Origin of the sequence: Glycomyces rhizosphaerae (genome assembly GCF_042647865.1) — a bacterium.
GTDB lineage: Bacteria > Actinomycetota > Actinomycetes > Mycobacteriales > Micromonosporaceae > Glycomyces > Glycomyces rhizosphaerae.
In genome coordinates this window covers 816,458-841,600 of sequence record NZ_JBHRWO010000010.1, presented here as the reverse complement: position 1 = coordinate 841,600, position 25,143 = coordinate 816,458, and the positions used below count along the sequence as shown (strand labels likewise).

Annotated in this window: 23 protein-coding genes and 3 pseudogenes; 17 read left to right on the top strand and 9 right to left on the bottom strand. The window is 66.2% G+C overall.

The window, feature by feature from the left end:
* Positions 1-90 precede the first annotated feature (90 nt).
* From ACFO8M_RS13710 to ACFO8M_RS13660, 11 genes and pseudogenes are all read left to right on the top strand, one after another.
* Positions 91-1,320 carry a S8 family peptidase gene (locus tag ACFO8M_RS13710; protein WP_387976042.1) on the top strand — a complete coding sequence of 410 codons (1,230 nt, stop codon included), beginning with the start codon at positions 91-93 and terminating at the stop codon, positions 1,318-1,320.
* A 218-nt stretch (positions 1,321-1,538) separates the two neighbouring features.
* Positions 1,539-1,919: a lactococcin 972 family bacteriocin gene (locus ACFO8M_RS13705; protein ID WP_387976040.1), complete on the top strand. Its 381-nt coding sequence runs from the start codon at positions 1,539-1,541 to the stop codon at positions 1,917-1,919.
* A 108-nt stretch (positions 1,920-2,027) separates the two neighbouring features.
* A pseudogene (locus ACFO8M_RS13700) lies at positions 2,028-2,171 on the top strand (QacE family quaternary ammonium compound efflux SMR transporter); the annotation flags it as partial.
* Between the two features lie 112 nt (positions 2,172-2,283).
* Entirely contained in the window at positions 2,284-3,033 is a 750-nt protein-coding gene (locus ACFO8M_RS13695) for an arginase family protein (protein WP_387976037.1), read from the top strand.
* 74 nt (positions 3,034-3,107) lie between these two features.
* Positions 3,108-3,921, top strand: a pseudogene (locus ACFO8M_RS13690) (IS5 family transposase).
* Positions 3,922-3,979: 58 nt separating this feature from the next.
* Positions 3,980-4,468 (top strand): GNAT family N-acetyltransferase, encoded by a 489-nt coding sequence (locus ACFO8M_RS13685; protein ID WP_387976035.1) that lies wholly within the window; start codon positions 3,980-3,982, stop codon positions 4,466-4,468.
* 239 nt (positions 4,469-4,707) lie between these two features.
* Entirely contained in the window at positions 4,708-5,286 is a 579-nt protein-coding gene (locus ACFO8M_RS13680) for a hypothetical protein (RefSeq protein WP_387976032.1), read from the top strand.
* Between the two features lie 544 nt (positions 5,287-5,830).
* On the top strand, positions 5,831-6,568 hold the full coding sequence (locus ACFO8M_RS13675) for a transposase (RefSeq protein WP_387976029.1): 738 nt from the start codon (positions 5,831-5,833) through the stop codon (positions 6,566-6,568).
* 48 nt (positions 6,569-6,616) lie between these two features.
* The gene (locus ACFO8M_RS13670; RefSeq protein ID WP_387976026.1) at positions 6,617-7,192 is read left to right on the top strand and encodes a hypothetical protein; all 576 of its coding nucleotides are present in this window, start codon (positions 6,617-6,619) and stop codon (positions 7,190-7,192) included.
* Between the two features lie 41 nt (positions 7,193-7,233).
* Positions 7,234-7,950, top strand: coding sequence for an SMI1/KNR4 family protein (locus ACFO8M_RS13665; RefSeq protein WP_387976023.1), 717 nt, complete (start codon positions 7,234-7,236; stop codon positions 7,948-7,950).
* A 149-nt stretch (positions 7,951-8,099) separates the two neighbouring features.
* Positions 8,100-9,473 (top strand): pentapeptide repeat-containing protein, encoded by a 1,374-nt coding sequence (locus ACFO8M_RS13660; protein WP_387976020.1) that lies wholly within the window; start codon positions 8,100-8,102, stop codon positions 9,471-9,473.
* A 119-nt stretch (positions 9,474-9,592) separates the two neighbouring features.
* Here ACFO8M_RS13660 and ACFO8M_RS13655 read toward each other — a convergent pair whose 3' ends face one another.
* Together ACFO8M_RS13655 and ACFO8M_RS13650 are read right to left on the bottom strand one after the other, a co-directional pair.
* Complete coding sequence (locus ACFO8M_RS13655) at positions 9,593-9,844, bottom strand: hypothetical protein (RefSeq protein WP_387976017.1); 252 nt, start codon at positions 9,842-9,844, stop codon at positions 9,593-9,595.
* A gap of 88 nt (positions 9,845-9,932) precedes the next feature.
* Positions 9,933-10,259, bottom strand: a complete 327-nt coding sequence (locus ACFO8M_RS13650) for a hypothetical protein (protein WP_387976015.1) — start codon at positions 10,257-10,259, stop codon at positions 9,933-9,935.
* 333 nt (positions 10,260-10,592) lie between these two features.
* Between ACFO8M_RS13650 and ACFO8M_RS13645 the strand changes: the two genes are divergently transcribed.
* Positions 10,593-11,429 (top strand): Scr1 family TA system antitoxin-like transcriptional regulator, encoded by an 837-nt coding sequence (locus tag ACFO8M_RS13645; RefSeq protein WP_387976012.1) that lies wholly within the window; start codon positions 10,593-10,595, stop codon positions 11,427-11,429.
* Complete coding sequence (locus ACFO8M_RS13640; protein ID WP_387976009.1) at positions 11,401-11,655, top strand: DUF397 domain-containing protein; 255 nt, start codon at positions 11,401-11,403, stop codon at positions 11,653-11,655. Before ACFO8M_RS13645 ends, ACFO8M_RS13640 begins: the two co-directional genes overlap by 29 nt.
* 69 nt (positions 11,656-11,724) lie before the next feature.
* Here ACFO8M_RS13640 and ACFO8M_RS13635 read toward each other — a convergent pair whose 3' ends face one another.
* The 4 genes from ACFO8M_RS13635 to ACFO8M_RS13620 all read right to left on the bottom strand — a co-directional run bounded on the left by ACFO8M_RS13635 (position 11,725) and on the right by ACFO8M_RS13620 (position 15,595).
* Entirely contained in the window at positions 11,725-12,555 is an 831-nt protein-coding gene (locus ACFO8M_RS13635) for a CPBP family glutamic-type intramembrane protease (RefSeq protein WP_387976006.1), read from the bottom strand.
* Between the two features lie 117 nt (positions 12,556-12,672).
* The gene (locus ACFO8M_RS13630) at positions 12,673-13,365 is read right to left on the bottom strand and encodes an NADPH-dependent F420 reductase (RefSeq protein ID WP_387976003.1); all 693 of its coding nucleotides are present in this window, start codon (positions 13,363-13,365) and stop codon (positions 12,673-12,675) included.
* 216 nt (positions 13,366-13,581) lie between these two features.
* On the bottom strand, positions 13,582-14,469 hold the full coding sequence (locus ACFO8M_RS13625) for a peptidoglycan-binding domain-containing protein (protein ID WP_387976000.1): 888 nt from the start codon (positions 14,467-14,469) through the stop codon (positions 13,582-13,584).
* 214 nt (positions 14,470-14,683) lie between these two features.
* Positions 14,684-15,595, bottom strand: a complete 912-nt coding sequence (locus tag ACFO8M_RS13620; RefSeq protein WP_387975998.1) for an NmrA family NAD(P)-binding protein — start codon at positions 15,593-15,595, stop codon at positions 14,684-14,686.
* 121 nt (positions 15,596-15,716) lie between these two features.
* On the opposite strand from ACFO8M_RS13620, the gene ACFO8M_RS13615 reads away from it, so the two are divergent.
* The 4 genes and pseudogenes from ACFO8M_RS13615 to ACFO8M_RS13600 all read left to right on the top strand — a co-directional run bounded on the left by ACFO8M_RS13615 (position 15,717) and on the right by ACFO8M_RS13600 (position 20,190).
* Positions 15,717-16,550, top strand: coding sequence for a TetR/AcrR family transcriptional regulator (locus ACFO8M_RS13615; RefSeq protein ID WP_387975995.1), 834 nt, complete (start codon positions 15,717-15,719; stop codon positions 16,548-16,550).
* A 221-nt stretch (positions 16,551-16,771) separates the two neighbouring features.
* Positions 16,772-17,155 (top strand): effector-associated constant component EACC1, encoded by a 384-nt coding sequence (locus ACFO8M_RS13610; RefSeq protein ID WP_387975993.1) that lies wholly within the window; start codon positions 16,772-16,774, stop codon positions 17,153-17,155.
* Positions 17,155-17,781: pseudogene (locus tag ACFO8M_RS13605) on the top strand (caspase family protein); the annotation flags it as partial. The gene ACFO8M_RS13610 and the pseudogene ACFO8M_RS13605, both read left to right, overlap by 1 nt.
* Before the next feature lie 279 nt (positions 17,782-18,060).
* Entirely contained in the window at positions 18,061-20,190 is a 2,130-nt protein-coding gene (locus tag ACFO8M_RS13600) for a hypothetical protein (protein WP_387976403.1), read from the top strand.
* A gap of 63 nt (positions 20,191-20,253) precedes the next feature.
* Here the strand turns inward: ACFO8M_RS13600 and ACFO8M_RS13595 are convergent, their stop codons facing one another.
* The 3 genes from ACFO8M_RS13595 to ACFO8M_RS13585 all read right to left on the bottom strand — a co-directional run bounded on the left by ACFO8M_RS13595 (position 20,254) and on the right by ACFO8M_RS13585 (position 25,120).
* Complete coding sequence (locus ACFO8M_RS13595) at positions 20,254-21,930, bottom strand: FG-GAP repeat domain-containing protein (RefSeq protein WP_387975991.1); 1,677 nt, start codon at positions 21,928-21,930, stop codon at positions 20,254-20,256.
* 40 nt (positions 21,931-21,970) lie between these two features.
* A complete protein-coding gene (locus ACFO8M_RS13590) occupies positions 21,971-23,662 on the bottom strand; it encodes an FG-GAP repeat domain-containing protein (RefSeq protein WP_387975989.1) in 1,692 nt (563 codons plus the stop codon).
* Between the two features lie 183 nt (positions 23,663-23,845).
* On the bottom strand, positions 23,846-25,120 hold the full coding sequence (locus ACFO8M_RS13585; RefSeq protein WP_387975986.1) for a thymidine phosphorylase: 1,275 nt from the start codon (positions 25,118-25,120) through the stop codon (positions 23,846-23,848).
* Positions 25,121-25,143 lie beyond the last annotated feature (23 nt).

Below are 25,143 nucleotides of genomic sequence, written 5' to 3'. Positions count from 1 at the left end.
CGGGCCCCCGCCGCCGGTCCCCCACCACCCTCCCCCCGGGGCGGACGCCGCCAAGCAGGCGGACACCCCGACAACCGAAGGAGTTCCGTCTTGTCAACGGCAGGAACGAAACGGCGCATTCGAGCCGCAGCCGCGATCGCCATCGCGGGCGCGGCCGCCGGAGGCTCGCTCGTCGCGGCCTCCACATTCGCCAACGCTGAAGAGACCCCGGCACCCGCCGCCAGTGACCTCATCATCGGCGCCGACTCCCCCGACGCGATCGCCGGCGAGTACATCGTCGTCCTCGAAGACCAGGCCGCAGGCGCCACCGACGGCCTGAACGCCCTCGCCGACGACCTCGGTGTGAGCGTCGACGTCGAGGACACCCTCGGCATCGTCGACGGCTACGTCGCGGAGATGAGCGAGTCCGAGGCCATCGAGCTCGCCTCCGACGACGCGGTCGCCTACGTCGAGCAGAACCAGTACGCGCACGCCTCCGAGGTGCAGGCCGACCCGCCGTCGTGGGGCCTCGACCGCGTCGACCAGGACGCGCTGCCGCTCGACGCGTCCTACGAGTACACCCAGTCCGGCACGGGCGTCGAGGCGTTCGTGCTCGACACGGGCGTGAACGTCACCCACCAGGAGTTCGAGGGCCGCATCGGTGAAGGCTACGACTTCATCGACGACGACGCGGACCCGAGCGACTGCCACGGCCACGGCACCCACGTCGCCGGCACCATCGGCGGCTCGACGTACGGCCTCGCCAAGGACGTCACGATCCGTCCGGTCCGCGTCCTCGACTGCGAGGGCTCCGGCTCGTACGCCGCGATCATCGGCGGCATCGACTGGGTCGCCGAGAACGCCGGCGAGTCGGCCGTCGCCAACATGAGCCTCGGCGGTTCGTTCAGCCAGGCCCTCAACGACGCGATCGCCGGTGCGGTCGAGTCGGGCGTGACCTTCGCGATCGCCGCGGGCAACGAGGGCCAGGACGCGTGCAACGTGTCCCCGGGCTCGGAGCCGACCGCGATCACCGTGGGCGCCACCGATGAGCTCGACGCGGCCGCCTCGTTCTCGAACTTCGGCGAGTGCGTCGACATCCTCGCCCCGGGCGTGGACATCACCTCCGCGTGGATCGACGGCGACGACGCCGAGAACACCATCTCGGGCACCTCGATGGCCACCCCGCACGTCGCGGGCGTTGCCGCGCTGTTCCTCGAGGCCAACCCCGGCGCCACCCCCGATGAGGTCGCCACCGCCCTCACCGAAGGCGCCCTTCCGGACGCCGTGAGCGACGTCAACGGCAGCCCGAACCTGCTGCTGAACACCGCCTTCCTGGGTTAATCCCCAAAGAAGACGACAGGGGCCGGAGCCGAAAGGCTTCGGCCCCTTCGGCGTGCCGTCCCGGTCTGTCAGATACCGGACAGGGATGCGGAAACGCCTGAGTCGCAACGGCACCAGTGATGTCATGAGTCCGGGAACCGCACGGCGGCCTCCCGAGTTCAGGCCGGTGTGGGAGTCCGATTCCGCACCGCCGAAACGACCATCAGGGGGAACGTTCGATGAAGCGCGTCAAACAAACGACCGCGGCCGCTGCGATGACGGCCGCGCTGCTGTTCGGCGGTGCCGGCGCCGCGCAGGCCGCGATCGAGTGCGGCCCAGCCGGGGCGCACGACCGCGTGATCGTCAAGGAGATCACCGAGAACGGCTGCGAGGAGGTCGGCGGCGGCACCTGGTGCTACGGCATGGGAACCGACTCGGCGACGGGCTTGAAGAGCTGCTTCTCGGACTACTTCCATCCGAGCAGCAGGCACAGCGCCACCGCGAGCATCGCGAATGTGCAGAGCCGCGACGTCCAGGACGGCGGGGCGTGGGCGAAGGCCTACGCCGTCGGCGACCACGATTTCACCTGCTACACCCGCTACAACCCGGACGCGAGCTGACCCGCGCAAACCCGAGCCCTGGCAGGCGAACCGGCTTCGACTGCCAGGGCTCAGTCGCGCCCCGCCGAGACCCCGCTCACAGATCGCCGCCAAACCAACCAACCGGTCGGTATCTGGGCCGCGACCGGCGTGGCCCTCACCGCGATCGGCAGCCGCGTCCTGTTCAGAGAGCCGCTGACCCCGGTCATGGGCGCGGGCATGGCCCTCATCGCGGCGGGCGTCCTCCTCATCGAGCTCGGCGGTGCCCACTGATCGACGCAAGTCGATGCGATCGGTCGCATCGCCCTTGATCAATCCGCTGGTTTTCCGGTAATAATGGCTCAGACCACGCCCACCCCCGCGATCGCAATCCGGAGGCCCCGCGATGACTGTGCTCTTGGTGCCCTATCACCTCGACGAACGCCTGCCCGAAGACGAGTTCCCGGTCGCCGCAGATCGCGTCGTCACCAAAGAGCTGCACGGCGAAAGCCTCTGGCCCCGGGTCGCCGGCCTGTACGACCTGGTCGGCGACGCGGTCGCCACCGCGAAGCACCCCGTCGTGGTCACCGCCGACTGCTCGGTCGCCCTCGGCGTCGTCGCCGGGCTCCAGCGGCTCGGGGTCGAGCCCTCGGTCGTGTGGTTCGACGCCCACGGCGACCTCCACACGCCCGCGAGCAGCGCTTCCGGTTACCCCGGCGGCATGATCGTGCGCATGCTCCTTGGCGAAGGCGACCTCACGGTCGCCGAAACCACTGGCCTGACCCCGATTCCGCCCGATCGGGTGGTCCTGGTCGACGCCCGCGACCTCGATGCTCCGGAAGCCGAATACCTGTCCCACAGTGCAGTCAAGCGCTTCCCGGTCGAAGCCGCGACCGCCCCAGACGGACCCGTCTACCTCCACATCGACCTCGACGTACTCGACGCCGATCTGGTTCCGGGCCTGCGATACCCGGTCACCCCCGGCCCCACCCCGGACCAGATCCGCGATGCCGCCCAGCGCATCCTCGCCACAGGCCGAGTCGCCGCAATGACCATCGCCTGCACCTGGCGCCCGGGCGAAGGCGCCCCGGCTGCGGCGAAGAAGGTCGTGGACGAATTGCTCACCGCCGCAAAGGCCTCTACGCACGAGCCCTAAGAGCTGATTTCAAGTTTGCTCATGGGCGCACTGGTTGTGTGGATCGGAGTCTCAGGTTTGCTCGTTGAACAGGCATGGCGAAGCCCTGGGAGATTGATGAGGAACTCTGGTTCCGAGTATCGGCGCCGCTGCCGGTTCACCGGCCTGGTAAGCGCGGGCCGGTTCCGCTGGACGACCGGAAGTGCCCGCAAGGCATCCTATTCGTGCTCTACACGGGCATCAACTGGCAGCATCTGCCAAACGAGCTCGGGTTCGGCTCCGGCATTACCTGCTGGCGGCGTTTCCGGCGGTGGTGTGAGGCCGGGGTCTGGGACCGCCTCCATCGACTGCTGCTGTCCGAGTTGCATGCACTCGGCGCGATCGATTGGTCCGCGGTCTCTCTGGACGGCTCCCATGTGCGGCCTAAAAAGGCGACGGGACCGGTCGGTCGCCGGTAGACCGCGGTCGGCCCGGCTCAAAGCACCACATCGCCTGTAACTCCTCGGGCATCCCGCTCGCGATCATCACGACCGCGGGCAATGTGCCCGACATCAAGGCCGCGCCCGACCTGGTCGAGGCGATCCCGCCGGTAGCGGGGCGTACCGGCCGCCCGCGCCGCAGGCCCGACACGATCCTGGCGGACGGCGGCTACGACTCGGCCGCCTTCCGCGATTGGCTGCGTCCCAAACGGATCGAGCCGATCATCTCCCGCAACGGAGTCGCAAGAAGATCATCGGTTTTGGCACCATCCGGTGGGTGGTCGAACAAGCCATTGCCCACCTCCACCAGTTCAAGCGCCTCGCTCTCCGATGGGAACGTTGTCTGGACCTGCATGAGGACTTCATCAAGCTCGCGGCATCGCTGATCTGCTGGAGGCGCTTGGCGCGCAACGTCATTCGGACCTGCTAACACGATTCCAAGCGGGAATTCCCTGGCCCGACCCACCTCCGATTGCTACATTCAGGCGATGGAGGACACGACACCCGTGATCACGATTCGCCCGGCTACCGGCGCTGATGCGGCCGAACTGGCTCGGCTGCGGTGGGAATTCAAACTCGAAGAGGAGCCGGTGGCACCGGAGGTCGGAGCGCAGCAGGCGTTCCTCTCCAACTGCGAGGCATGGCTGCGCACCCGGCTTGCCGGCACCTGGAAGGCGTGGGTCGCCGAGACGGCCGACCAAATCATCGGTCATGTCTTCGTTTCGGTCGTCGAGCGGATGCCGTCACCCACCGGTATCGATGCACCGATCGGATACCTCACCAACTTCTTTGTCGTACAACAGCATCGCGGTCGAGGCGTTGGCGCCAGTCTGCTGGAAGCGGTCAACGACCACGCCAGGAAGGTACCGCTATGCACCATGATCGTCTGGCCATCGGAACGCAGCGATCCCCTCTACCGGCGCCACGGGTATGCGGTCAGCGACGAGCTACTGGAACAACACCTCATCCACGACTGACAACTGGAAATACGTTCAAAGAGCTCGTTTCAAGTTGCTTGGGTGAGGCGTCGCCAGCAGATGAGGGCGAGGGTCCAGAACGGGCTTGAACCCGCTGCTTGAAAACGGTTCCGGCTGGGGCCAGAACACACGCGAATCAGACCGCAGCGACCGCGCCGGACGGGCACGTCGACGCTCCCACCAAACCTGGCTGCCCGGTTAGGATCACGGCATGCCCCACACCATTCAAGACGCCTTCAGTGACTGCTGACAAGGCCACACGCTACAGACGCGTCCACTTCAACCCCGGCCCGTTCGTCATCGTGTGCTCGCTGATGTTCCTGGCGGTCTTCTTCAGCACGGTGTTCCGGGACTTCGACAAGCCCGACGTCGCGCCGATCATGGGGTGGCTCCTCGGCACCTCCGCAATCGTCATGAACTTCCAGGTCATTCTGAGGATTCCCGCGGTCGAGACCAGCGAAGAGGGCATCACGCTGCGGCCCGCACTCGGGTGGGGTCGAGTGTTCGTGAAGTGGGAGGACGTCAAGGGCGTCGTGATCTGGCACAGCCAGACCGGCGGGAAGCGATCGACCATGGTCGCCGTCGACACCAGGGAAGGCTTCCCATACGACAACTACGGGCTCTATCACCCGATCCACCCCACCAGGAATCCTCCCGTCGGCTCAAAGGTGAAGCGACGTCTCCGATCATGGTCGGTGAACACGGGCAAGACCAGTCCGCGGAAGATCGCCAACCTGGTGAACGCGAGCGGCAGGAGCATCCCTGTCGTTGAAAAGCGGCCTGCAGGCGACACCTGGAACCACTCAGGAACACAGTGAGACCGAGCGGCCGCTCAGCTTCATCTCTCAAACGATGCGGGCAACAAATCCACCCGCTCAAGGCAGACCGCTTCCGAGTGGAGCCACATCTCCTTCAGACCCGAGATTGAGAACCGCGCCTATCCAGGGCCACTTCACTCTCGAATTCGGGGCCAACTCACGCTGGCGAAGCCACACCGCTCTCTCGCTGCTGCCGGCCCTGTCCGCGAGCGGTTCACGCCCTCGCATGAACCGCTCGCGGTGCGCCAGGGTCAGTTGACGGGCAGACCGGTGAGGCCGAGCGCGGCGACGACGCCGAGAACGCGCAGGGCCGACCATTTCAGGGCGGAGACGAGGACGGGCGCGATGGCGGTGATGGCCAGGGAGACCGGCTGGAGGTCGCGGCTTCAGGCGAGGTAGTCGAGCACTGTCTGGAAGTTGGCCTCGACGGGGTCGACCGCGTCGATCTGGAGGCGTTCGACGGTGATCGCCGGGAACTCGTCGCGCATGCGCTCGACGTGCGCCCAGTCGATCTCGTGCCAGCCGGGCCGTCGGTGATGGCGGATTGGTCGAGCAGGAGCTGGCGGACGACGAGGGTCTCGAGGATGCTGTTGTGCAGCGCAAGGCAGGCGGCGCGGTCGAGGTCACCGAGGATGCGGTAGGGCGTGAGGGCGCCCAGCATCCAATCGCCGGCGAACGCGGGGGTGCGCAGGGCGCGCGCGAGTCGTTCGGCGAAGACCGCCTTCACCGTCTGCTGCTCTCCGAGCTGCACGCACTCAATGAGTTCGACTGGTCGGCGATCTGCCTCGACGGCTCCCACATCAGGGCTGGGGGCGAGGGCACCGGGCCATCGCCGGTAGATCGTGGCCGCGCCGGCACGAAGCACCACATCGCTTGCGACTCGGCCGGCATCCCACTTGCGATCATCACCACCGCAGGGAATGTGCCCGACATCAAGGCCGCCCATGACCTGGTCGAAGCGATCCCGCCCGTAGCCGGACGGGTCGGCCGCCCGCGTCGCAGACCCGATGCCATCCTGGCCGACGGCGGCTACGACTCCCGAGCATTCCGCGACTGGCTGCGCTCCAAGCGGATCGAGACGATCATCCCGCAGCGCGGCCGCAAGAAGATTATCGGTCTCGGGACCATCCGGTGGTCGTCGAGCAGACCGTCGCCCACTTTCACCAGTTCAAACGCCTTGTCATCCGCTGGGACCGGCACCTGTTCATGCATGAAGGCTTCACCGAACTCGCCGCCGCACTCATCTGCTGGAGACGACTTGCACGGTGCGGATAGCGTTTGACATGATGGCCTGCGGCAGTGCAGCATCTGTTGTCGACTAGGAGGAGGCATGTTCAGGATCGAGTGGACCACCCACGAACCGAAGCCCCAGGCTGAGATCGATGAACTCTACGGGGAACTCCTCGAATCGATCGAGATCGACGGTCCCTACGAGTTCTCCACCCTGGTATGCGCTGCCCGGCTCCTGGAGACGCGATACACCATGGCCCGCCTCCTCGGGTACACCGATCGCGAACCGACCCTGGACTACACGGACATCGTCGACCTCTTCGAGAGCATGGATGAAGCGCTTGAAGCACTGGAGGGACACCGAACGGGAGTCCTCGAGTTTTACCCGGCATCCGCCGCTGAGTACATCGTCTTCGATGCCAGCCGCGACCCGGTCCGGCTCTTCCGGGTGCCCTGGCCCGAAGCGACCCAGATCGAGATCGAGGATTCGCTGCCCCCGCACATCACTGCACGCCCAGAGGCTGTCTGCAAGCACAGCGTGCTCACCGGCCACCTCAGGGACCTTCGCCGAGAGTTCGCCCAGGCCGCAATCGGGAACGACCCTCGACTCGCAGCCCACGAACCCCTCCGCCGATGGTCGCTCAACGAACGACCCGGCAGCAAACCGTCTGCATAACGTTCGCCGAAGAACTTGAAACCAGTTCTATGATCCGCAGCATGACCGAAACCGAGGATCGCTCCCCTGAAGACATCGAGAGCGCCTGGATCCGAGTCGAAGCGGCCTTGAGCCGTGTCCTGCCCGATTCCCTGCCGCTGCTCGCGGGGCCGGCCGAGGCGTCGGAGATCGATGCGATCGAGGCGGCGTTGGGGGTGAGCCTGCCGCCGGATTTCCGGGCCAGTCTCCGCATCCACAACGGATCGAATTACGGCAACCCCACTCCGGTGCCACTCGAATGCCTGTTCAGCACAGGCGAAATCGTCAAGCTGACGCGGGCATGGGACTCCGAAGAAGACCCGGACATCGACAATCCTCCCGTCATGGCCTGCCTGATCGATGAGGGCATGATCCACGTGAGCGGGCCGGTGCGACCGACCTCGAGCCTCAAGAACAGGGTGGTCGTGGGCGACATGAACGGCGATGTCACCTGGATCATCGACCTTGACCCGCCGGAGGGAGGCACTCCCGGACAAGTGGTTCGGGTCGACCTCGAATGCGGCCAGTGGGACGTCCTGGCCCCGTCGTGGACAGCACTGCTGGTCCGCTACGCCGAGGATCTGGAACGGTTCGCCGATGATCCCGAAAGTTCCACGCTCGAAATCGATGAGGAATACGGCCCCATGAGCGAATGGGGCATCGATCCCGTCGATGAGCCCCCGCGTCCGGCATGGCTACGAGACGTGCAGGCGCGCCAGCCGAATACCTGGACCCGATGACCGCGGGCGGCGGATCCGCCACCGCAAGGTGGGTCGAGCGGCTTCTAAGAGGAGCAGATCTTCCATAACCTGGATACATGCGCCTCCCCCTCCCGCGACCCCTCGCCAGGCTGAACGCCCTCATCGGGTTCCGGTCCCGCTGGCGACGCATGACCGGCTACCCCGCTTCCCGCCGACACCGCTCGCTGGATGCCCAACCCCGCGCGCCCTGGAGGCCGCGCCCGATTCGGACTTCGTTGCTGTACTTCGTATTCGCCTCGATCGTCCTTGGCGGATGGTGGTACTACTCCTTGCAGGCAAATCAGATCGACGCGGCACGCATCCCGGGCGACCCCCAGGCCGAACTCGAGATCACCAAGATGCGGCTCGACACGATCCGCAACACCCTCACGGTCGCAGCCGGACTCGGCGGCGCTGCGGCACTGATCCTGAGCTTCCGCAGGCAGCAGCACGAGGAGTACCACTCGACGCAGCAGCGCATCACCGAGCTGCGCATCCAGGCGGTCGCCCAGCTCGGATCGGAGAACGCCACGGTCCGCATCGGCGGACTGCACAATCTCGAGCGACTGGGCGAGCAGCACGACGAGCTCCGGCAGATCGTGCTCGACGAGATCTGCTCGTACCTCCGTTTGCCTTATCTCCCGATACAACCTGCGGCGAGAGACGAAGACAGCGCGGACCGAGGCATCGCCATCTCCGAAGTTCAGGCGAATCGCGCGGAGCGCGAAGTGCGGCTCATCGCGCAGGAGATCCTTCAACGCCACTTGAACACCGCAACCGCCTCCCGCAGGTACTGGTCACATGCCCGCCTCAATCTCAGGAACGCCTTCCTGGACGGCATCGACTTCAGCGCTTGCCGCCTGAATGCGGCGGACTTCCACAGCGCGACCTTCTCCGGTCCCGCATCGTTCAAGGAGACTTCGTTCGAAGGTCCGGTGACCTTCGACGAATCGATCTTCCAGGGTAACGCCGACTTCGCACGGGCGAACTTCGGAGACGGCGCGAGCCTGGCTGCAGTGACCTTCAACCAAGTTGCGAACTTCGAGCACACTTCGTTCGCCATGGGGCTGGACTTCACCACCACGGTTTTCAAGGCTTTCGCGAGCTTCGAGTACGCGGCGTTCATCAAAGGAGTCGCATTCCGCAACACGCGATTCGAGAGCCACGCCGAATTCTCCGGCGCCATCTTCAACCGCAATGCGAGTTTCACCAGTTCGATTTTCGGCAAAGTCACCGCATTCTCGTCCGCCCGCTTCCGGAAGTTCGCCGATTTCGAGAATGCCCGATTCGAAGGACTGGTGTTCTTCTCGGACACGGTGTTCGACGCCTCGACCGGGTTCTACAAAGCCACCTTCCGGATGTGGAGCGAGCCCGGGGAGCTACTGGAGGGCTGGACGATGGTGCCGACCCTCGATGACGCCGCCCGCTGGCAACTGGTCCCAGACGACGCCGTACCGCAAGTGCCGTCTACCAGCCAGGTCAGCCACGGCGACGAGGACAAGGAAGCGAGTTCCACTGGATAACTTAGAGGCCGGTCGAGGTCCCACCTGACCTCGACCGGCCCTTCGGAGCTCCACGATCCTCCTGGGGCAGGTTGACCGGATCGCGGAGCGGTACTTGTGCCGCAGCCCTTAGGCGGCTGTTATTTGCTGGCAGCCTTGGCGATCAGGGCCTTGGCCTGCTTTAGGATCGCCGGGCACCACGGGTCGCCGCGCCAGGAGCCGTTCCACTCCGGGACGTCGTCGGGCCCCTCGGTGAAGCGGCAGCACTCGCGGGCGCCCACGCCGTCATCCACGTCGATCAGGTAGAAGCCGGGCAAGTTCGGGTAGCAGCCCTGGTCCGGCGGGATCTTGTAGACCGTGAACAGCGCTGGGCCCCTGGCGAAGTCACCCAAGTAGCCGTGAGTGCTGGAGCTGCCGTCGGAACGCAGGCCATGGCGACGGTTGGCTGGAGGTTCAGCGGGGCCGGCCGGGGTAGCCGTCTTAGCCATTGCAGAACCTCACCGAGGGCGGGGTCGAGCCGACCGGCGTCTGGGCGCGATGGAAGACCCGGAAGGCCGACTCCTCGACCCAGATCTTCCAGTTGGGTTTGAAGGACCGCCAGAACGGACCCCAAGTTGCCTTCAGCTCCTGGGAATTGAGCCCGGAGACAATCAGCACGATGTCTTCACGGTCCCCGGTGAGCACCTGGAACGAGTCCGGCGCATCGGCGCTTGAGACGCGGACTTTGTAGGTGCGGTAGTCATCGCGGAACGACCCACGCACAAGGGCCGCAGGATCATTCGCGCCCGGTTGATTCGGACTGCTCATCGCCTCTCCTCCACTTTCGGGTATCGGATTTCCGACAGAAGTGACGCCCGGGGCCGCCGCGAGCGGGAGACGCCCTGCGGCCCGAGGCTGCCACTTCGATCGCGGCCCAGCTCTTCTGGAACACGACACCCATGAATCTAGGCGATGTTTTCGCAGGTCACAAGATGAAAATCGCTGCGCCACAACAAGACCGTGAGAATCGAGCCGTAGACTTCCAGCAGGGCAAATTGCACGGTCGTTCTCCCACACCGCGATTCTCACACATGTCGGATCGTTGTGGACTGTGCGATAGTGAGAGTTCGTTTGCAGGATCGCGAAACGTGGGGGGCACGTATGGCGAGGACCGAACTCGGTGCCTGGTTCATCCAGATGATGATGAGGAAGGGTCGCATCAGGCAGGATTTGACTCAGCGGGAAATCGCGGAGGAAGTGCACATCGCGACCGACACCTACCGGGCTTACGAGGCCGGTCGAAGCTGCCCGACTCCCGCAAGCATCAAGGCGCTGGCGAAGGCCTGCGGCATCAGCGATGAGATTGCCGAGTACATGGTGAACGTCGCCGTCGCACGCAGGAAGGGGCACGCCATCGAAGCCGATACTCGATTCAACACGTTGTTCATCGCCCTGGCCGAGGCTCACTACGGGTTCTTCTTCAAATTCGACGCTTCCATGATTCCCGGACCACTCCAACTGCAGGAGTACCACTACATCGTTGTGCGGCTGTCCGAGCCACTCGCCACCGAGCACTTCCTCGATGGCGGTTGGAAATTCAAGGATGAGCGCCAGCAAACCATCGAAGCTCGTACCGACCGACCGGTGATGCAGTTCCTCATCGGCGAGACCGCGCTCCTCCAGCTCCGGGCGATTTCCGAGGAGCTCTACCAGGATCAGATGGCCCACCTGCGCCGATGGGCGCGCAGGCCGGGGGTCTTCATCCGCGTCCTCCGAGGTCCTGTGCCTGCTCAGCGAAGCAACTTCAGCATCTATATGGAAGGCGAAAGCGATCTCGCCGGCCCCTCGATCGCATACACCGAGACCATCGACTCGAGCTGGGTGATCGACGACTCGCTCCGTATCGCGCGTTACGATGAGTTCCGCAAGGCCCTTTGGAAAAAGGCGATCCGGATCGAGGTCTACCACGATGACGACAGGCGTGACCGTTTGGCGTAAGAGCACCCGCAGCGCTGGCGGCAACAACTCTGACTGCGTTGAGATTCGCCGTGCCTGGCGCAAGAGTGCCCGCAGTGGTGGGGGGAACAACACCAACTGCGTCGAGGTCGCCTTCTGCTCCGACGACGATGGCTTCCACCTGCGGGACTCGAAGCTCGACACCGCATCCCCGGTGTTCGACCTGTCCCCCAAGGACTTCACGGCCCTGATCAGCGCCGCAGGCTGACAACTCAGACTCCAGAACACCAAGGGGCGCCGTCCATGTGGACGGCGCCCGTTGGTTACTCAGAAGTTGTTACAGCGAGGTGTAGCCGAGGGAGATGGCGATGATGCCGATGACCGTGGCCAGGGCCGCCGAACCTGGGTGCATGCCGATCGAGATGCGGATGTCCTGCTTCTTGTAGGCGAGCCAGATGCCGGGGAAGAGGAAGATCAGCTTCGACACGACCGTCCAGGGCGCCCAGAAGTGGTAGACCGAGAACAGGAACATGTTGAAGATCGGCGCCCAGTTGCCCAACTGCGGCAAGCGGGGCAGCAGGAAGCCGCGGAAGTAGTACTCCTCGATGAGCGGCAGGATGAAGCCGGTGAACGGCCCGCAGATCAGGAGGGTCGTGAGCAGCATCTGCTGGGAGTAGCCGTCGAGGTAGCCAACGCCCGAGGGGTCGGCGCCTTCGTACTGGACCCAGGTGAAGAACGCGTTGTAGATGGGCGTGTCCAGGACGGGCAGCAGCGCGAGCGACACGATGAACATCCACAGGAGACAGAAGATGATCATCCCGGTGACCTTGCCGCGGGTGACGGGCCGGTCCATGTAGCTCAGGGCACCGCGCAGCGAGTATTTCCCGGTGCGGTACTTGCCCAGCCAGAGCAGCCCGAACTGGATCGGGAACAAGATCACGCACAGGGCGATGGCCCAGGCGAGGAACGGCGGGTATTCGATCGCACGGACCAGGGGCGCGGCGACGAACGCGTACACGGCGACGATCAGGGCGCCGGGGACGAGGTGGAGGGCGATGGACAGCGGGATCGAGTGCTTCTCGGCGAGAAGCAGTTCGGCGAATCGGTTGGGGCGGCGGTTCGAGTGGGCGGCTTTCCCAGCGGCCAAGGGGTTCTGCGTCGTGTTCATGTGGGAAAGCTTCGTCGGGTGCCCTGTCGCGGGCCTGTCGTCGCGCTGACGCCGCTCCTGACACGCGACAGGGCCGACGCTTGTAGCGTCGGCCCTGTCGGATCTCGTTGCGCGGTATTACATGTCGCGGTAGCGCTTGGCCGCCTTGAGCAGCGGTTCGATGTCGGCTGCGGTGACCTGGCCGCCCGGGGAGTTGAAGCCGGCATTCGGGTCCGAGAAGTACGGCACCGCGTAGGCCGGGGTGTCCCGCTGGAAGCGCCAGCCTTCGGCTAGCGGGCCGACATCGTAGGCGTCCCAACCGATCGAGTCGAGGAAGATCGCGACGGTCTGCTTCGCTGCCTCGTCGTCACCGGCGATCGCGAGGACCGAGCGTCCGGCGTCGCCGCTCGGGCGGGCCAGCTCGACAATGTGCTTGAAGTAGATGTTGTTGAAGCCCTTGACGACCGACGACTCCGGGAGGTGGGCCTGCAGGAGTTCGCTCGTGGTGGTGGACTCGTCGTCGAGCTCGGCGATCTGCTCATCGCGCTGCGGGTAGTAGTTGTTGGTGTCGACGACGACCTTGCCGCGCAGCTCCTCGACCGGGACGGTCTTGTAGGCGTGGAGCGGCACGGTCACGATGACGAAGTCGCCGGCGGCGGCGGCCTCGGCGGGCGTCGCGGCGCGGGCCTTCGGCCCGAGTTCGGCGACGAGGTCGGCGAGCGAGTCGGGCCCGCGCCGGTTGCTGAGGACGACCTCATGCCCTGCCGCCACCGCGAGGCGCGCGATCGTGCCGCCGATATTGCCACTGCCGATGAATCCGATGGTGCTCATGCCTGGTCACAACGAGCGACCGGTCGGGACCATTCCCTCAGTTTGCGGTGATACGGGCCATCCCCCGGCGGTCCGGGGGTCGGGCGTGTCGATGCTTCGGGCCCCCGATACCAGGGTGGCACCGGGGTACGACATTTTCGATCGGGCTCGAAGACGGGGAGAGCCGGCCGGTCCCCGGGGGGAGGACAGGCCGGCTCGGCTTCGGTGGCGGGGGCGCTAGCCGCGCTTGTACTTCTCCCACCAGGTGAAGGTGCCCTTGTAGGCCGCCGGGGTGTTGTCGGCGGCGTGGCTCGCGAGGCCGTTCTTGCCGTAGAAGTAGTCGTGCACCTGGGCTTGCGCGACTCCGGCCATGTCCGTGTCGCCCACGGCGTTCGCGTGGATGTGGTAGCTGAAGCCCTGCTCGGGGGTGCGCAGCCAGGCCGCGAAGCCGACGTCGCGCAGGGCCTTCACAGTCTGCCAGCGCTGCGTGGTCGTCATGGAGTTGACGGCGATGTCGACTACGCCGCCGCCGTCATGCGTGCCGGCGGAGTCCGGATTGCCGATGGTGTACGAGCCCTGGCTGAGGGTGAGGCTCCAGGAGAGTTTGCCGTCGGCGGCGGCGAGCATGTTCCTGGTGCGGGTGTTGACCCGCTTGCCGCCGTAGGAATCGGTGGAGGAGCCGACGCTGACGGGGCGGGTGACGGTGAACAGACCGGTGTCGGTGCCGAGCTTCGTGAGCGAGGTGGGTCCGGGGATGCCGTTGGCGTCAAGTCCGGTGTAGCCGAGGGATTTCTGGTACGCGGAGTAGGCGCTGATGGTGGTGGTGCCGTAGTGGCCGTCCACTGAGGATGCGGCGAGGAAGTTCTTGGCGTCGAGCGCCTGTTCCACGATCTTGACGTGGGGTCCGGCGGTGAGGGTGGTGCCGGTGCCGGTTTTGGGCGGGTCGACCATGGCGGCGACGAGCACGAGTTCCATGTCGATGGCCGTGGCGGCGTTGGCCGATCCCATGGCGAAGACGGTGGTGGCGGTGGCGGCGGTGGCGGCGCCGATGCCTCCGGCGGCCATGATCGCGCGGCGCAGGAGCCAGCGTCGTGAGCGGGTTCCGGGCATTGCTTGGTCGGTCATGTACTTGGGTCCCTTCCAGGAGCGTCGCACCGAGGGGTGATGTACGCGACATTCAAGCCGTGTCACGAAACCATATCGGAGAAATCTTTCGTTGAGAAGTCCTCTGGTGAAACAAATCTCCACTTTCGGCGGCTAGGTCTCGGATCGGCGGTCCGACCGGGAGCGTCGCTGGTCAGGCCGCCGATCCCGCCCCGGGTAGGGCTGCGATTCGTCGCTAATCGGTTGGGAGCGAGGCGATCTGGTCGGCGCCGCCGTCCTTCAGCCAGGTGTCGAAGGTCCGCAGTCGGGGGTGGATTTCGCGGAGCGCGGGAAGGTCGGCGGCCCACGATCGGTCGCCGTTCAGGACTTCCCGGATCGCGCTGATCTCCGGTCCGAGGGCGTCCGCCTCGTCTTGCGGGACCTGCTCGTAGTGGACGGTACGGTTCGTGGCGCCGGTGATGGCCGCCGCCGCTGCCGTAGGTGTCAGTTCATCTCCTGCCAGTTCGAGTGTCAGGCCGTGGAAGCGGTCGCGGTCGGCGAAGGCCAGCGCGGCGAACGCGCCGATGTCGTCGACGGCGATGACCTGCATCGGATGCTGCGGGTGGAAGAGGTGGCGGTGGAGGCCGCCGTGGATGCCGTCGATCGGCGAGTCGCGGAGCAGGTAGTTCTCCATGAAGCGGACCGGGCGGAGGTGGGTCCAGTCCATGCCGCTGGCTTCAATGCGCTTTTCGATGCGGCGCTTGCCTTCTTCGCCTCTGAAGATGTGGCCGGGCATGGACGCGATCGAGGTGAAGACGACGTGCCGGACGCCGGCCGCGGTCGAGGCGTCGACGAGGGCGGCGCCTCGAGTGAACTCGAGTTCGAGGTCCCAGCCGTTCGCGCCGTAGCTGGCTGGCGGGACGAGGAAGACGCCGTGCACGTCTTTCACTGCGGCCGTGATGGTCTCGGGATCGTCGAAGTCACCGCGGACGAGGCCGGCGCCGGCCTCGGCCAGTGCCCGGGCGGCTTCGGAATCGGTGTCGCGGACCAGTGCGCGCACGGTCCGGCCGTGGTGGAGCAGGTGTCGGGCGGCGGCGGCGCCCTGTTTGCCGGTGGCGCCGGTGACCAGGATGGTGCCGTTGGGTGCGGTGCTGTCGTGACGGGTCATGTCGTCCTTCGGTGGTGGTTCGGTTGGGTGCGGGCCGATAGAATCGGGTTGAGCCACCCGCTTGGCCACGATAGGAACGGGGTCGCGCGGCCGTCCAGGACCGGAATCGAGGATTCGTAACATGCAGCGCACCGATGCCCCGTCCCGAACGGCCGCAACGCAAGGTGGTTCTCAGCCGATGCCCCAGGTCGGCGGCGAGTTGTCGCGGGCGGACGCGCGCCGGAACCGGGCGAAGGTCCTGGCCGCCGCCCAGGCGGCGTTCGCCAAGGAGGGCACGGGCGTGTCGTTGGGCGAGATCGCCCGCCGGGCGGGCGTCGGCGCGGGCACGGTCTACCGGCACTTCCCGACCAAGGACGTCCTGCTCGAAGCGGTGATGGCGCAACGGGTCGAGCGGCTGACACGTCTGGCCGTCGAGTACGCGGCTTCGAGCGACCCGGGCGCGGCCTTCTTCGACTTCGTGACCGAGGTCGTCACCTCCACCCCCGGCAACCAGGACATGTGCGACCTGCTGGAATCCGAGGACGGCTGGCCGCGTTCCGTTCTGCTCTCCACGGGCCGCCGGTTCGCCGAAGCCTTGGAAGCCCTGCTCAGTTCCGCCCAGGAACGCGGCGAGGTACGGGCAGACCTCGACGTCGAAGGCGTCAAGGCGATCTTCACCGGCTGCGTCGCCATCCAACGGCTGCAACAGGACCCGCGGACGCTGGCACCCATGAGCGCCCTGGTGATCGACGCGCTGCGACCGAACGGCGGCGCCGTTACGGATACCGACAAAGCCCGAAAGATCCGTGACGAAAACCCATCAGCGACAGGAAAGCGTAACGACGAGTCGGCCGCCTGCGGCGTCTGCGGATCCCCGCTCGCCCGCACCGGCCCCGGCCGCCCACCCCGCTTCTGCGGCCCCGCATGCCGCCAGAAGGCCTACCGCCAGCGCCGCACCATCGCCGCTATTCGATGACCAGTCCCCTGCCGTCGCCCTCCGAGCAGAACGGCACGGACAGCCACGGCGAGACCCGTTGCGGTTTCAATGGACCGGTGATCGATACCGAAACCGTCGCAACTGACGCGGAGGGCGACCCCTCGCTGCCGCGATCGATCCTCCTCGCGCCCCACGATTGCGGGCCTTCACGCTGAGCGTCCGGCAAATATCATTGAGCGACACTCGTCTGAGAGGTGGACATGTCCTCGACCGTCGACGTCGTGATCTCCACGGAGACCGCCAAATACGCCCCCGACAGCCCCCAGTGGCGACGCGAGACCGCCGCCCTCCACTCTGAACTGCAGCGCGAGACCGGCGCTGTCACAACGCAAACCACGCCCGCGCCCGGCACGAAGGGCGGCATTGCAGAGATCATTCTGGCGCTCGGCACTTCGGGTGCCCTCGTCTCCGCCGTGCAAGTCTTCCGAGCCTGGCTCGGACGCGACAAGACCCGCTCGATCACGGCCACCTGGACCGACGAGGACGGCAAGGAACGGCGATTCACCCTGACAGGTGAGAACGTCGACCAGCAGTCGCTCAACACCCTGAGCGAATCGATCGGCCGAATGATCGAAGGCCCCTGATGCCCGAACGCCGATACCGCGCGCTCCTCATCGGCAATGCCGTCTTCAGGCGAGACCCGCAGGGACTCCCAAGGCTGCAGGGGCCTCGCGCAGATGTGGACGCCCTCAGTGAGGCGCTGGCCGACCCCGAGTCGGGCATGTTCGCCGCAGAAGACATCAGCATGGAGATCGACCGACCCCTCCAAGGACTTCGCGAAGAGCTGTACCGCTTCCTCATCACGGATGTCGAGCCCAGCGACGTGTTGCTCCTCTACTACAGCGGCCACGGCAAGCTCGACCTCATGGGACGACTTCACCTGTGCACCAGCGATACTCTGCTCAGTGCATTGCCGGTGACCGCGCTTCAGTACAAGGAGCACATCGACGCCCTCATCAAGGAATCACCGGCGGACTCGATAGTCACGGTCCTCGACTGCTGCCACAGCGGCGCATTCCGAGGCGGCGAGCTGAAGGTCAAAGCGACCGGCAGCGGCCGATGCGTCATCACCAGTGCCAGCGCGAACGAACTCGCTCTCGACGCAATCGGACCGGGCGGCACGAGCCCCTTCACGAACGCATTGGTCACCGGTCTCCGGTTCGGTGCAGCGGACGGCCAACTGACCGCCCAGGGCCTGTACGACTACCTGGAAACCGAACTGAGCCTGCCGGGCAACGCCAGCCCCCAGTTCTACTTCGACGGCGAGGGCTCGATCGCCCTCGCCCGCAGGCAACATCGCCCCTCCCCCGCGAAGGCACCAGAGGAACCGGTCGCCGACCGGCCCGCTGACGCACCTGACGTCGACCAAGCGGAAGCCGCGCCTTCCGGATTGATACTGCCCGAACCCCGGACGCTCCTCTGGAAGCTGCTCAACGAAGCGGCGACCTCCAGGCGGTCCGACGTCTCGGACCAGGAGAGGAGCGAGCTCTTGAGCGAAGTCGTGGAAGAGGCGGCCCAGATCGATGTGCGGTGGCCCAAGGCAGTGCTGAAGCGGCTCGCCAAGGGTCCCGAACAACAGGTGGTCCTCGAGGCCCTGGCCGCCGGACTCGCAAAGCGCGACCCCGCCCAGGCGATCGAGTTCACCGAAGAATTCGAGTTGGGAAGCTTGGAGCGCACCGGTGCCAACCTCGCCATCGCCGCGGCACTGCCCGAATCCGATCAGGCACTGGCACAGCAGGTACTGCAGGAGGCGATCTCCTACTTCACGCCGTGGGGAAGCGAGCAGGCGGCACAGATGGCCGTGCGGCTCTTGGAGATCCGGTCCTACGTTGACCTGCCGGAGCCTCCGGAGGCCGATGCGGCATTGGCCCGTCTCGCGAACAGAATCACCCAAACCGACCCGAGGGCCTGGGGCGACCTTGTCGAAGAGTTGAGCTCCTACCTGCAGCAGGAGCAGGATCGGGTGGTGAGGGCCCCGATCCAGGCCGGCGTCGCTCTGCGACTGGCGAGGTTCAACCCCGAGGTCGCACGGGCTTTCTTCATTCTAGAAGGTCACTTTCTCTTCCAGTCCGATTTCGAACGGCTGCCGATCGCGGACATCACCAGGGGCGCTATGGCGATGCTCGCGGCCGATCCGTCGACAGGCCACCGCCTCCTCGAAATCGCCGAGCGACGCTGCCACTCCCCATCGGAATGGACCGAGTTCTTCGACACTCTGATTGAGCTGCTCCAGACATCGCCCGGGCTCTCACCGGCGAACGCCGAACACCTGATCAACAGTGCGGAGCGGGCCGTCGACCGAGGAGTGCCGGACGACGAATGGCGGCAGCTGTCGTACGCCGCCGAACAGCTGGTCGCCTCCGCCCCAGCGGCAGCTGGGCGCCTCCTGCGGCTCGATCCCGACGAAGACCGGATGCGCCGGAGCTTGATCAGGGTCGCGAAGAAGGCCGCCGCGGTCGATGCGGCCTCGGCCGGGGACATCGCCACGGCGGCAGAACGACTGGTCCTGTCGATCTTTGACGAATCCGAGCAGTCCAATGAGCTCATTGGCCTCGCCGAGGCCTTCGCCGCGTTCGACCCCGAACACGCGATCCGGCTGCTCAAGTCGATGCCTGCGACCGGCGTCCTCCGGTCGATCGCGATCTCGAGGGTCGCTGCGGTGTTCGCATCGGCATTCCCGGATCGGATCGGGATGCTCATCGACACACTCGACACCGGCGACGGAACAGCGAGTCTGATGACCGACGTATTTGAGGGAGTCGCGAAGGTCGATCCCGATCGGGCGATGCGGCTCGTGGCGCCACTGCCGGATTCACCGCATAAGAACTTGGTCATTGCGAGTGCCGCCGAGACCATGGCCGAAACAGCGCCGGGCCGATCTGCGGAGCTCGCGTTCGAAATCGATGACGAGTTTCAACGCGCCAATGCTCTGGAAACGATCGTGCGCAAGATCGTGGCGGACGATCCCGAACAAGCGGCGGCACTCGCCCGCCGCATTCCGGACAACGACCGTGGCGACTACGCCCGGATCTCCGCACTCTGCGCGGCAAGCGAGGCTTTCATCGCGCAAGATCCGAACCAGGCCGAGGAACTGCTCGTGCTGGCGGAGCGAACGGCCGACTCGATGGACGACGGCTGTCTCAAGGGCTCCCTGCTGCACGACATCGCCAGCGCCTATATCGAGATCGGTACCGCGCCACTGCGAGTCTCCAAGCTGCTCACCCGCGCTGAAGCCTGCGCTTCGGCGAGCGGCGACGACGACGCCGACCGGCGGACATCGCTGCTGGCCGAAGTCATGATCGGCTGGGCCGCGATCGCGCCCAAGAGAGCTGAGCGGATCGCCGAGTCACTGCCCGACCAGTGGAGCGGTCGCGACGCGGACCTCGGCAGCGCCGCAATAGCCATGGCGGCCGCCGATCCCCGCCGAGCAGAGCAGTTCGCTGCGATGATCGGCGATAAGTGGGAGCTGCTGCGGACGCAGAGCGCGCTCGTCGAAGAGTTCTGCAAGTCCGCGCCAGCGCGTGCCGAGCGGTTGGCCCTTTCGATGGCGCCCGGCTCATATCGGACCCGGGCACTGCTCAAGGTCGCTGACGCGGAGGTTCGACGGCAGTCCTGGTAGCCGGGGACATGCCAAGGGCGGCACCGCTGTTCGCGGTGCCGCCCTGATGTGTCTCAAGCTCGGTCAGGCGATGAGGAACCCTTGCCAGCCCGTGCTCAGTTGCGCCCAGAAATCCACCCCGCCCTTGCCGTCACCGCGGAACGAGAAGAGCTTGCCGTCGGACGGGTCGCGTGCGACGAAGTCAAGGTGCCCGTCATCGTCGACGTCGCCTGAATCGGCGAGGGCGTTCCAGTTGGAGGACCAATCGCAGGTGAGCTCCACGCCCTTCTTGAAGTAGTCGGCGCCTCCCTGGCCGGCGACGAATACCAGGCAGTCGTTCGCATTGACGGCGAGCAGGTCGGCGACGCCGTCATGGTTGAAGTCGCCGATCGAGGAGAACCGCCCCAGACCCGCGATGTCGACGGTGTCGAGGGCACTTCGCGCGCCGATCTTCCCCTCGCCCAAGCCTGGATAGAGCCACAGGGTGCCGCCGCCCTTTTCGCGGGCGAGGATGTCGGTCTTGCCGTCGTAGTTGTAGTCGTATCCGCCAAGGATGGCGTCCATGGCGTTCCAGCCGGTCCCGATGCGCACCCGCGGTTCGTAGTCGACACCATTGCCGGAGTACAGGTAGAGCGCTCCGGTCGAGGGGACGCGGCCGATCAGGTCCGGGCGGCTGTCCCCGGTGAAGTCCCCGGCGTTCTCGACCAAGTCCAGGTCGTCGAACGCCGAACCCCACGGCTGCCTGTCGAAGAACGAGCTGTACATGAAGGAGGTGTCGTTCGAGCGGCGGACTGCGACCCCGTCTGAGTCCCCGTCCATGTCGTAGTCGTACGTGCGCTCGGGGACCACCGCGGGCAGGCGGTACGCGTTCCAGCCCGAGGTCTTCACGGTCGTGAAGCCTCCCACCGAACCGGAATCGTCGAACGACTGCCGATACAGTGCGCCGGTCAGCGCATCGGTGGTGAGCAGGTCGAATGAGCCGTTGCCATCGACGTCGCCGGCGCTCACGACCTGGCGGTAGTGCCGGCTCTGCGTCGGGTCGCCCAGCCACTGGCCGAGCTCCACCCGTTCTTCATTGTGGCTCAGATGAAGCCGGTATTCCTGGGTCGGTCCGATTCGGACCAGGAAGTCGCCGAAGCCGTCACGGTCGACGTCCCCAGGGGAGACGAGCATGTCGACCAGGCCGAGATCGTCGGCGATCTGCACACCCGTGTCGAATGTGCCGTCGCCCTTGCCCGGATAGTGGATCAGCGTGCCGCCGGACCACTTTCCGCCGTCTGCGGACAGCAGGTCCGGGTTCCCGTCGCCGTCGTAGTCGAGCACTGTGAAGACGCTCACGTGGTAGAAGGCGAACCCGGCGTAGATCCGGGTGCCGAACCCGCCCGCGCCGTCGCCCGGATAGGTGTACAGGTTCCCGTTCTTGTTGTCGCGGGTGAGCAGATCGGCGAACCCGTCACTGTTCAGGTCCCCGGCCATGACGACGTCCATCTTGCCGAAACCGGAGAGGACGGCCTGCGCCGAGCCGTAGTTCCCGGAGCCGTCGCCCGCGCGGAAGTACAGCTTGCCGCCCTCCTTGCGGACGTAGACGAGGTCGTTGAAACCGTCACCGTTGTAGTCGAACCGGCGGGACTGGGCCAGCGATTCGACGCTGTCGGGGTCTTCGGCGGAGGCGGGGGCCGTGAACGCGCCGGCGATCATCAAGCCGATCGCCGCACCGGCCACGACGCGAGCGCGTATGCGCTTGAGGGATTCGGGAGGCATGGAACTCCTGTTCAGGTCGGGATGTGGTGCTGCGAGCCGGTTATGCGACGAGGAAGCCTTGCCAGCCGGTGCTGACTTGCACGGGCGCGGCGAACCCGCCCTTGCCGTCTCCCTTGTAGAAGAAGACATTGCCGTCGGACTCCCGGCGGGCCATGAAGTCGTTGTGGCCGTCGCTGTCGGCGTCGCCCATGTCGAACATCAAATCCATGGCGTCCGCGGAACCCATCCCGAACCAGTCGCAGGAGAGCTCCGTGCCGTTCTTGAAGTAGTCGGCGCCGCCTTGACCGAGGACGAGCTGCAGGCAGCCGTTGTCATGGACGGCGAGCAGGTCGGGGTAGCCGTCATGGTTGAGGTCGCCGGCCGAGGTGATCCGCCCCAGCTCCGCGATGGCGACGGCGTCGAGGGCGGTTCGCGCGCCGAGCCTCCCATTGCCCAAGCCCGGGTAGAGCCACAGCGTGCTGCCGTCGGTTTCGCGGGCGAGGATGTCAGGTTTGCCGTCGTAGTTGTAGTCGTATCCGCCCAGGATGGTGTCCATGACGTTCCAGCCGGTCCCTATGCGCTCCCGCGTGAGATGGTTGATGCCGTTGTTGGGGTATACGTACAGCCACCCGGTCGCGGGGGCGCGGCCGATCACGTCCGGGATGGCGTCGCCGCCGGTGAAGTCCCCGCCGTTCTCGATCAGGTTCAAGTCGTCGAAATCGCCTCCATACGACGTCCGGCCGAATCCGCCGCGCCCATTGCCGTTGTAGTCGAACGAAGTGTCGTTCGAGCGGTGGACCGTGATCGCGTCGCTGAAACTGTCCAAGTCGTAGTCGTACGTGCGGTCGACGACCACCGCGGGCAGGCGGTAGGCGTTCCAGCCCGAGGCCTTCAAGGTCGTGAAGCCACCCAGCTCACCGGTGGAGTCGATCGACTGGCGGTACAGGGCGCCGGTCAGCGAATCGGTCGTGAGCAGGTCGTAGGTGCCGTTCCCGTCGAGGTCGCCGACGCTCACGACCTGCATGTGGCTGTGGGTCATGCTGGGGTCGCCCAGCCAATGGCGATACTCGATCTCTCTGCCGCCGCTGAGATGGAGCACGTACATGTCCGATACGCGGCGGACCAGGAAGTCACCCAAGCCGTCCCCGTTGACGTCCCCGGGGGAGACGAGCATGTCGGTGTGGCCGAAGCCTTCGGCGACCTGAACGCCCGCACCGAACGTGCCGTCGCCGTTGCCCGGATAGTGGCTCAGAATGCCGCTCCGCTGGCCCACGGCAAGCAGATCCGGGTTCCCGTCGCCGTCGTAGTCGAGCACGGCGAAGACGCTCTTCCCGCCGAAGTCCAGACCGACGCTGGACCGGGTGCCGAACCCGCCCGCCCCATTGCCCGGGTAGGTGTACATGCTCCCGTTCCTGTTGTCGCGGGCGACCAGGTCGGCGAACCCGTCACCGGTGACGTCCCCGGCCATGACGACGTCCATCTTGGCGAATCCGGAGAGCAGATACCGGGGTGCGCCGAGGTTCCCCGAACCATCGCCCGCGCGGAGGTACAGCTTGCCGCCGTTGTTGTGGATGTAGACGAGGTCGTTGAAGCCGTCGCCGTTGTAGTCGAACCGGCGAGACTGGGCCAGCGATTCGACGCTGTCGGGGTCCTCGGCGGCGGCGGGGACCGCGATCGCACCGGCGAACATCAGACCGATCGCCGCGCCGGCCACGACGCGAGCGCTAACGCGCTGAAGGGATTCGAGTGGCATGGGGCTCCTGTCCGGTTCTCGCGCGCAGGGGTTCATGGGTTCGTTGGAATCCGACATGGACAACACGAATCGTAATCGGAAACGGTTGCGCCATGGGGTCCTCGGCATCGTCCGGAACGGACAGACAGAGACGAAGGAGGGCGGCACCGCATTCGCGGTGCCGCCCTCCTGGTTCGTTTGGGTTTAGACGATGCGGTCGAGGATGATCGGGCCGCGCTTGGCGGGCTCCGCTCCGACCTTCCACTGGCCCGCAAGGGTCTCCATCGCGGCGGGGAAGCGCGCCGGGGTGTCGGTGTGTAGGCGGAAGACCGCCTCGCCCGCCTCGACCCGCTCGCCGACGGTCTTGAGGATCTCGATGCCCGCGCCCGCCTGGACCGGCTCGCCCTGGCGTTCGCGGCCGGCGCCGAGGCGCCAGGCGGCCACGCCGACCGCGTAGGCGTCCATCTCCGAGACATAGCCGCCGACTTCGGCCTTGATCTCCTCGGACTCGAGGCCGGACGGCAGCGGCGCGTCGACCTCGCCGCCCTGGGAGGCGATCATCTCGCGCCACTTGTCCATCGCGCGGCCGTCCTTCAGAGCGGCCGCCGGGTCGACGTCCATGCGGCCCGCGGCGGCGAGCATCTCCTTGGCGAGCGCGACCGTGAGCTCCACGACGTCTTCGGGGCCGCCGCCGGCGAGGACCTCGATGGACTCGCGCACTTCGAGGGCGTTGCCCGCGGTGCGGCCCAAGGGGATCGACATGTCGGTGAGGAGCGCGCGGGTGTCGACGTCGTGGTCTCTGCCCAGGCGCACCATCGTCTCGGCGAGTTCCCTCGCCTGCTCGAAGTCCTTCATGAACGCGCCCGAGCCGACCTTGACGTCGAGCACGATCGCGTCGGCGCCCTCGGCGATCTTCTTGCACATGATGGAGGAGGCGATGAGCGGGATCGCCTCCACAGTGGAGGTGATGTCGCGCAGGGCGTACAGCTTCTTGTCCGCGGGCGCGAGGTCGCCGGTGGCGGCGCAGATGACCGCGCCGATGCGCTTGAGCTGGTCGATGACCTGGGATTCGGACATGTCGACCTGGAAGCCGGGGATCGACTCGAGCTTGTCGAGCGTGCCGCCGGTGTGGCCGAGGCCGCGCCCCGAGAGCTGCGGGACCGCGACGTCGAAGACGGCGACGAGCGGCGCCAGCGGCAGGGTGATCTTGTCGCCGACGCCGCCCGTGGAGTGCTTGTCGACGCAGGGCTTCCCGACCTCGGAGAGGTCGAGGGTGATTCCCGAGTGGATCATCGCGGCGGTCCAGTCGGCGATCTCGCGCGGCTTCGCTCCGTTGAGGAAGATCGCCATGGCGAGGGCGGACATCTGCTCGTCGGCGACGACACCCTTGGTGTAGGCGTCGATGACCCAGTCGATCTGGGCGGTCGAGAGTTCGCCGCCGTCCCGCTTGGTGCGGATGACGTCTACAGCGGTGATCATTGGGTTTCCCTCACAGACAATGG